The following is a 6112-nucleotide window of genomic DNA, read 5'->3' on the forward strand; positions in this document are numbered from 1 at the left end:
AAGATGATGAAAATTGGATTGTTTTGTGCGGCAGGATTTTCAACAGGAATGTTGGTAAATAATATGAAGGTAGCGGCTCAGGAATTAGGTATTGATGCTGAAATTGAGGCATATTCTCAAGCGAAATTAGCAGATTTTGCCCCAGAAATAGATGTCGCTTTGTTAGGGCCTCAAGTAGCTTATACTTTGGATAAATCAAAAGCGATTTGTGAGGCAAACCATATCCCTATTGCTGTCATTCCTATGGCGGATTATGGGATGTTAGATGGTAAGAAGGTACTAAATCTAGCTCTAGAACTGCTAGGAGAAAAATAAGGAGGCTTCCCATGTCTAATTTTAATTCTCAGAAAATTATCGCTCCAATCATGCGTTTTGTAAACATGAAAGGAATTATTGCTCTTAAAGATGGGATGTTAGCGATCCTTCCATTAACGGTAGTTGGTAGTTTGTTTCTGATTATTGGACAATTACCATTTGAAGGCCTTAATCAGGCTATTGCTAGTGTATTTGGCGATACATGGACAGAGCCATTTATGCAAGTTTATTCAGGAACATTCGCCATCATGGGCTTAATTTCTTGCTTCTCCATTGGGTATTCTTATGCTAAAAACAGTGGAGTAGAACCCTTGCCAGCGGGAGTTTTGTCCCTGTCTTCATTCTTTATCTTGTTAAAATCTTCTTATGTACCAGCTAAGGGAGAACCGATTGGCGATGCCATTTCAAAAGTATGGTTTGGTGGTCAAGGGATTATCGGGGCCATTATTATTGGTCTGGTAGTTGGTGCAATTTATACTGTGTTTATCCAAAGACACATTGTTATAAAAATGCCAGAACAAGTACCTCAAGCCATTGCCAAACAATTTGAAGCGATGATTCCTGCTTTCGTGATTTTCTTACTATCAATGATTGTCTATATCGTATCAAAAGTAGTGACAAACGGCGGTACCTTCATTGAAATGATTTATGATGTCATTCAGGTTCCTCTTCAAGGTCTAACAGGATCACTTTACGGAGCGATTGGGATTGCTTTCTTTATTTCATTCTTGTGGTGGTTTGGTGTTCATGGCCAATCAGTTGTCAACGGTGTAGTAACAGCCTTGCTACTTTCTAACCTAGATGCCAATAAATCAATGTTGGCAGCTGGGAAGCTATCCGTTGAAAATGGTGCCCACATTGTAACTCAACAATTCTTAGATAGCTTCCTTATTTTGTCTGGATCAGGTATAACCTTTGGGTTGGTTGTTGCCATGCTATTTGCTGCTAAGTCAAAACAGTATAAAGCTTTGGGGAAAGTTGCAGCATTTCCTGCAATCTTTAATGTCAATGAACCCGTCGTATTTGGATTTCCGATCGTAATGAACCCAGTGATGTTCCTTCCATTTATTTTGGTTCCAATTTTGGCTGCAATAATTGTTTATGCATCAATTGCTATTGGATTTATGCATCCATTCTCAGGTGTGACTCTTCCTTGGAGTACACCAGCCATTATTTCTGGATTTATGGTTGGAGGTTGGCAAGGTGCTTTCGTTCAAGTACTTGTTCTTGTGACCTCGACAGTTGTATACTTCCCATTCTTTAAATTCCAAGATAATCTTGCCTATAACAATGAATTACAAGCTGAAAAATAGTGCGTTTATTAGGGATGCACAGATGTGCGACTAGAACAGAATTTATATGTATAATCCATAATTCATTGAAATTCGTAAAATTTAATGCTACTATAGTTACGAAAGAAAACAAAATAATTTCAAAAGAAAGGTTTTGAAAAAATGAAACAAGTAGAAGTAGCAAGTACAAGCATTAAAACAGAATATTTTGGAAGCCTCACTGAACGCATGAATAAGTATCGTGAAGATGTCTTAAACAAGAAGCCTTACATCGATGCTGAACGTGCTGTTCTTGCAACTAAGGCATATGATCGTTATAAGGAACAACCAAATGTTCTTAAACGTGCCTATATGTTGAAAGAAATTCTTGAAAATATGACAATCTATATTGAGGATGAATCCATGATTGCTGGAAACCAAGCATCCTCTAATAAAGATGCTCCAATTTTCCCAGAATATACTTTAGAGTTCGTTTTGAAGGAATTGGATCTTTTTGAAAAGCGGGATGGTGATGTCTTCTATATTACGGAAGAAACGAAAGAACAGCTCCGTAGTATAGCACCGTTCTGGGAAAATAATAACTTACGTGCAAGAGCTGGAGCTCTTCTACCTGAAGAAGTATCTGTCTATATGGAAACAGGATTCTTCGGTATGGAAGGAAAGATGAATTCAGGAGATGCCCACTTAGCAGTCAATTATCAAAAATTATTGCAATATGGCTTGAAAGGTTTTGAAGAAAGAGCTCGCCAAGCTAAAGCAACCCTAGATCTAACGGATCCAGCTAGCATTGATAAGTACCATTTTTACGATTCTATCTTTATCGTAGTTGATGCTGTTAAGACCTATGCTCAACGGTTTGTGGAACTTGCTAAACAACTTGCTGAAACAGCAACTCCTGAACGCAAGAAGGAATTGCTTGAAATTGCTGAGATTTGCTCAAAAGTTCCATACGAGCCTGCAAGTACATTTGCAGAGGCTGTTCAGTCTGTTTGGTTTATCCAATGTATTCTTCAGATTGAGTCAAATGGACACTCACTTTCATATGGACGTTTTGACCAATATATGTATCCATACGTTAAAGCTGATTTGGAAAGTGGACGGGAAACTGAAGAGAGTATTGTTGAACGCTTGACCAACCTTTGGATCAAGACTATTACAATTAACAAAGTACGTAGTCAAGCACATACCTTCTCATCTGCAGGTAGTCCGCTTTATCAAAACGTTACGATTGGTGGTCAAACACGTGATAAGAAAGATGCTGTCAACCCATTGTCTTATTTGGTGTTGAAGTCAGTTGCTCAAACTCACCTTCCTCAACCAAACTTAACTGTTCGTTATCATGCTGGTTTGGATGCCCGCTTCATGAACGAATGTATTGAAGTTATGAAGCTCGGATTTGGTATGCCTGCTTTCAATAATGATGAGATTATTATTCCATCCTTTATTTCAAAAGGTGTTCTTGAAGAAGATGCTTATGATTACAGTGCAATTGGTTGTGTAGAAACAGCTGTTCCAGGTAAATGGGGATATCGCTGTACAGGTATGAGTTATATGAACTTCCCTAAAGTTTTGCTCATTACGATGAATGATGGAATCGATCCTGCTTCTGGCAAGCGCTTTGCACCAAGCTTTGGTCATTTTAAAGACATGAAGAGCTTCGATGAATTGCAAACTGCTTGGGACAAGACTTTGCGCCACTTAACCCGCATGAGTGTGATCGTAGAAAACTCTATCGACCTATCTCTTGAAAGAGAAGTGCCAGATATCCTCTGTTCAGCTTTGACAGATGACTGTATTGGACGTGGAAAACACCTAAAAGAAGGTGGAGCTGTCTACGATTATATTTCTGGTTTACAAGTGGGTATTGCAAACTTATCCGATTCACTTGCAGCAATCAAGAAACTGGTATTCGAAGAAGGACGCTTAACGCCACAAGAGCTATGGCATGCTCTGGAAACAGATTATGCTGGCGAACGTGGAAAAGAAATCCAAGAGATGCTTATCCATGATGCACCGAAGTATGGAAACGATGATGACTATGCGGACAGCTTAGTTCGAGAAGCATACGATATTTATGTAGATGAAATTGCTAAATATCCAAATACTCGATATGGACGTGGGCCAATCGGAGGAATTCGTTACTCAGGTACATCTTCTATTTCAGCCAATGTAGGACAAGGTCGTGGAACATTAGCTACTCCAGATGGTCGTAATGCCGGAACTCCGCTAGCAGAAGGATGTTCTCCATCCCACAATATGGACCAACATGGCCCAACATCTGTTCTAAAATCTGTCTCTAAATTGCCAACAGATGAAATTGTTGGTGGTGTTTTACTGAACCAAAAAGTAAACCCACAAACTTTATCCAAAGAAGAAGATAAATTAAAACTTATTGCTTTACTCCGTACGTTCTTTAATCGTCTACATGGATACCATATTCAATACAATGTGGTTTCTAGAGAAACGTTGTTAGATGCTCAAAAACATCCGGAAAAACACCGTGACTTAATTGTACGTGTTGCTGGCTACTCAGCCTTCTTCAATGTACTATCAAGAGCAACACAAGATGATATTATTGGACGGACAGAGCATACTCTATAGTAAAGAGGTATGTATATGGAATTTATGCTTGATACTTTAAATTTAGATGAGATAAAAAAATGGGCACGAGTGTTACCCCTTGCTGGGGTAACTTCGAACCCAACAATTGCTAAAAAAGAAGGGAACATTGATTTTTTTGATCGTATCCATAAGGTGCGGGAAATCATCGGAGGATCTCCTTCCATCCATGTTCAAGTTGTCGCAAAAGATTATGAAGGAATTTTAAAAGATGCGGCCGAAATTCGAGAACAATGCGATGAAAATACCTATATTAAAGTTCCAGTAACACCTGAAGGACTTGCTGCAATTAAAGTGTTAAAAGCAGAGGGGTACAAAATTACTGCAACAGCAATCTATACTGTTTTTCAAGGACTGTTAGCTATTGAAGCAGGAGCCGACTATTTAGCACCTTATTACAATCGTATGGAAAACTTAAACATTGATTCAGCTCAGGTTATTTCTCAGTTAGCGAGTGCCATAGAGCGTAATCATTCATCAAGCAAAATTCTAGCAGCTTCCTTTAAAAATGTGGCTCAAGTTAATCGAGCATTTAAAGAAGGAACACAAGCAATTACGGCAGGGGCAGATGTCTTTGAAGCAGCTTTTGGAATGCCTTCTATTCCAAAAGCAGTAGATGACTTCGAGGCAGATTGGTCAGCTGTTCATCATAAGAATACAATTTGATAAAGGAGGAGTGTATGAGAAATTTTGCCAGCCCATCCCGTTACATTCAAGGTGAAAATGCTTTATTTGAAAATGCAAAACCTATTTTAGAACTGGGGAGTCATCCCGTTTTACTCTGTGATTCAGTAGTCTATGATATCGTAGGGGAACGTTTTGAAAAGTATCTCCTTCGGTATGGCTTTACAGTCTTGCCAGTGTTCTTCAACGGTGAAGCTTCTGATAATGAAATCAATCGTGTGGTCAGTCTGGCAGAAGAAAATGGCTGTGACTTAGTCATCGGACTTGGTGGAGGAAAGACCATCGACAGTGCAAAAGCCATTGCTGATCTTTTAAAATCACCAGTTGTCATTGCTCCGACTATTGCATCTACAGATGCTCCGGTTTCAGCCTTGTCTGTTATTTATACGGATGAAGGTGCCTTTGCTCGCTATATCTTCTATTCTAAAAACCCAGAATTGGTCTTGGTAGATAGTAAAGTCATCTCTCAAGCACCAAAACGTTTGCTTGCTTCTGGTATCGCAGATGGACTAGCTACTTGGGTCGAAGCGCGTGCGGTAATGCAAGCCAACGGAAAAACCATGCTAGGCAAACATCAAACTCTAGCGGGTGTGGCGATTGCGCAACGTTGTGAAGAAATCTTATTTGCTGATGGTCTCCAAGCCGTGGCTGCTTGTGAAGCTAAAGTGGTGACGCCTGCATTAGAAAACATCATCGAAGCCAATACCCTTCTCAGTGGGATTGGGTTTGAAAGTGGTGGCTTGGCAGCAGCTCATGCCATCCATAATGGCTTTACGGCCCTTACTGGGGATATCCACCATTTGACTCACGGTGAAAAAGTAGCCTATGGAACCTTGGTTCAATTGTTCTTGGAAAACCGTCCAAAAGAAGAATTGAACAAATACATTCATTTCTATCAACAAATTGGCATGCCAACGACTCTGAAAGAAATGCATCTTGAAAATGCAAGCTACGAAGATCTTCTCAAGGTTGGCCAACAAGCAACCATTGAAGGAGAAACCATTCACCAAATGCCATTCAAGGTACAAGCATCTGATATTGCTCAAGCGATTGTAGCAGTAGATGCTTATGTCAAGTCCTTAGGCTAATCAAAGAAATACAGAAACCATCGCCTGTTGGCGATGGTTTCAGAACGTAGACAAACGTCATTTTTGGCGTTTGTCTTTTTGTTGTATTTTTAAAATTATTTGCTTTATCATCTG

At 39.5% G+C, this 6112-nt stretch carries 5 protein-coding genes; all 5 read left to right on the forward strand.

The genetic code is table 11. The features are described 5' to 3' along the window. The first annotated feature begins 3 nt into the window (after window positions 1–3). The gene (locus ABT997_RS08225; RefSeq protein ID WP_006595061.1) at window positions 4–315 is read left to right on the forward strand and encodes a PTS sugar transporter subunit IIB; all 312 of its coding nucleotides are present in this window, start codon (window positions 4–6) and stop codon (window positions 313–315) included. 11 nt (window positions 316–326) lie between these two features. Beyond that, the gene (locus ABT997_RS08230) at window positions 327–1628 is read left to right on the forward strand and encodes a PTS sugar transporter subunit IIC (RefSeq protein ID WP_350019125.1); all 1302 of its coding nucleotides are present in this window, start codon (window positions 327–329) and stop codon (window positions 1626–1628) included. A 141-nt stretch (window positions 1629–1769) separates the two neighbouring features. Continuing rightward, window positions 1770–4208, forward strand: coding sequence for a glycyl radical protein (locus ABT997_RS08235; RefSeq protein ID WP_350019126.1), 2439 nt, complete (start codon window positions 1770–1772; stop codon window positions 4206–4208). Window positions 4209–4223: 15 nt separating this feature from the next. Further along, window positions 4224–4892: a fructose-6-phosphate aldolase gene (locus tag ABT997_RS08240; RefSeq protein WP_006595058.1), complete on the forward strand. Its 669-nt coding sequence runs from the start codon at window positions 4224–4226 to the stop codon at window positions 4890–4892. Between the two features lie 14 nt (window positions 4893–4906). After that, window positions 4907–5998, forward strand: coding sequence for a glycerol dehydrogenase (locus ABT997_RS08245; RefSeq protein ID WP_006596970.1), 1092 nt, complete (start codon window positions 4907–4909; stop codon window positions 5996–5998). Window positions 5999–6112 lie beyond the last annotated feature (114 nt).

Origin of the sequence: Streptococcus australis, from assembly GCF_040226615.1 — a bacterium.
Lineage (GTDB): Bacteria > Bacillota > Bacilli > Lactobacillales > Streptococcaceae > Streptococcus > Streptococcus australis_E.

Bases quoted from the DNA above. Each gene is read 5' to 3' on its own strand.
- ABT997_RS08235 (WP_350019126.1), top strand. From the start codon at position 1,770: ATGAAACAAGTAGAAGTAGCAAGTACAAGCATTAAAACAGAATATTTT.
- ABT997_RS08225 (WP_006595061.1), top strand. From the start codon at position 4: ATGATGAAAATTGGATTGTTTTGTGCGGCAGGATTTTCAACAGGAATG.
- ABT997_RS08230 (WP_350019125.1), top strand. From the start codon at position 327: ATGTCTAATTTTAATTCTCAGAAAATTATCGCTCCAATCATGCGTTTT.
- ABT997_RS08245 (WP_006596970.1), top strand. From the start codon at position 4,907: ATGAGAAATTTTGCCAGCCCATCCCGTTACATTCAAGGTGAAAATGCT.
- ABT997_RS08240 (WP_006595058.1), top strand. From the start codon at position 4,224: ATGGAATTTATGCTTGATACTTTAAATTTAGATGAGATAAAAAAATGG.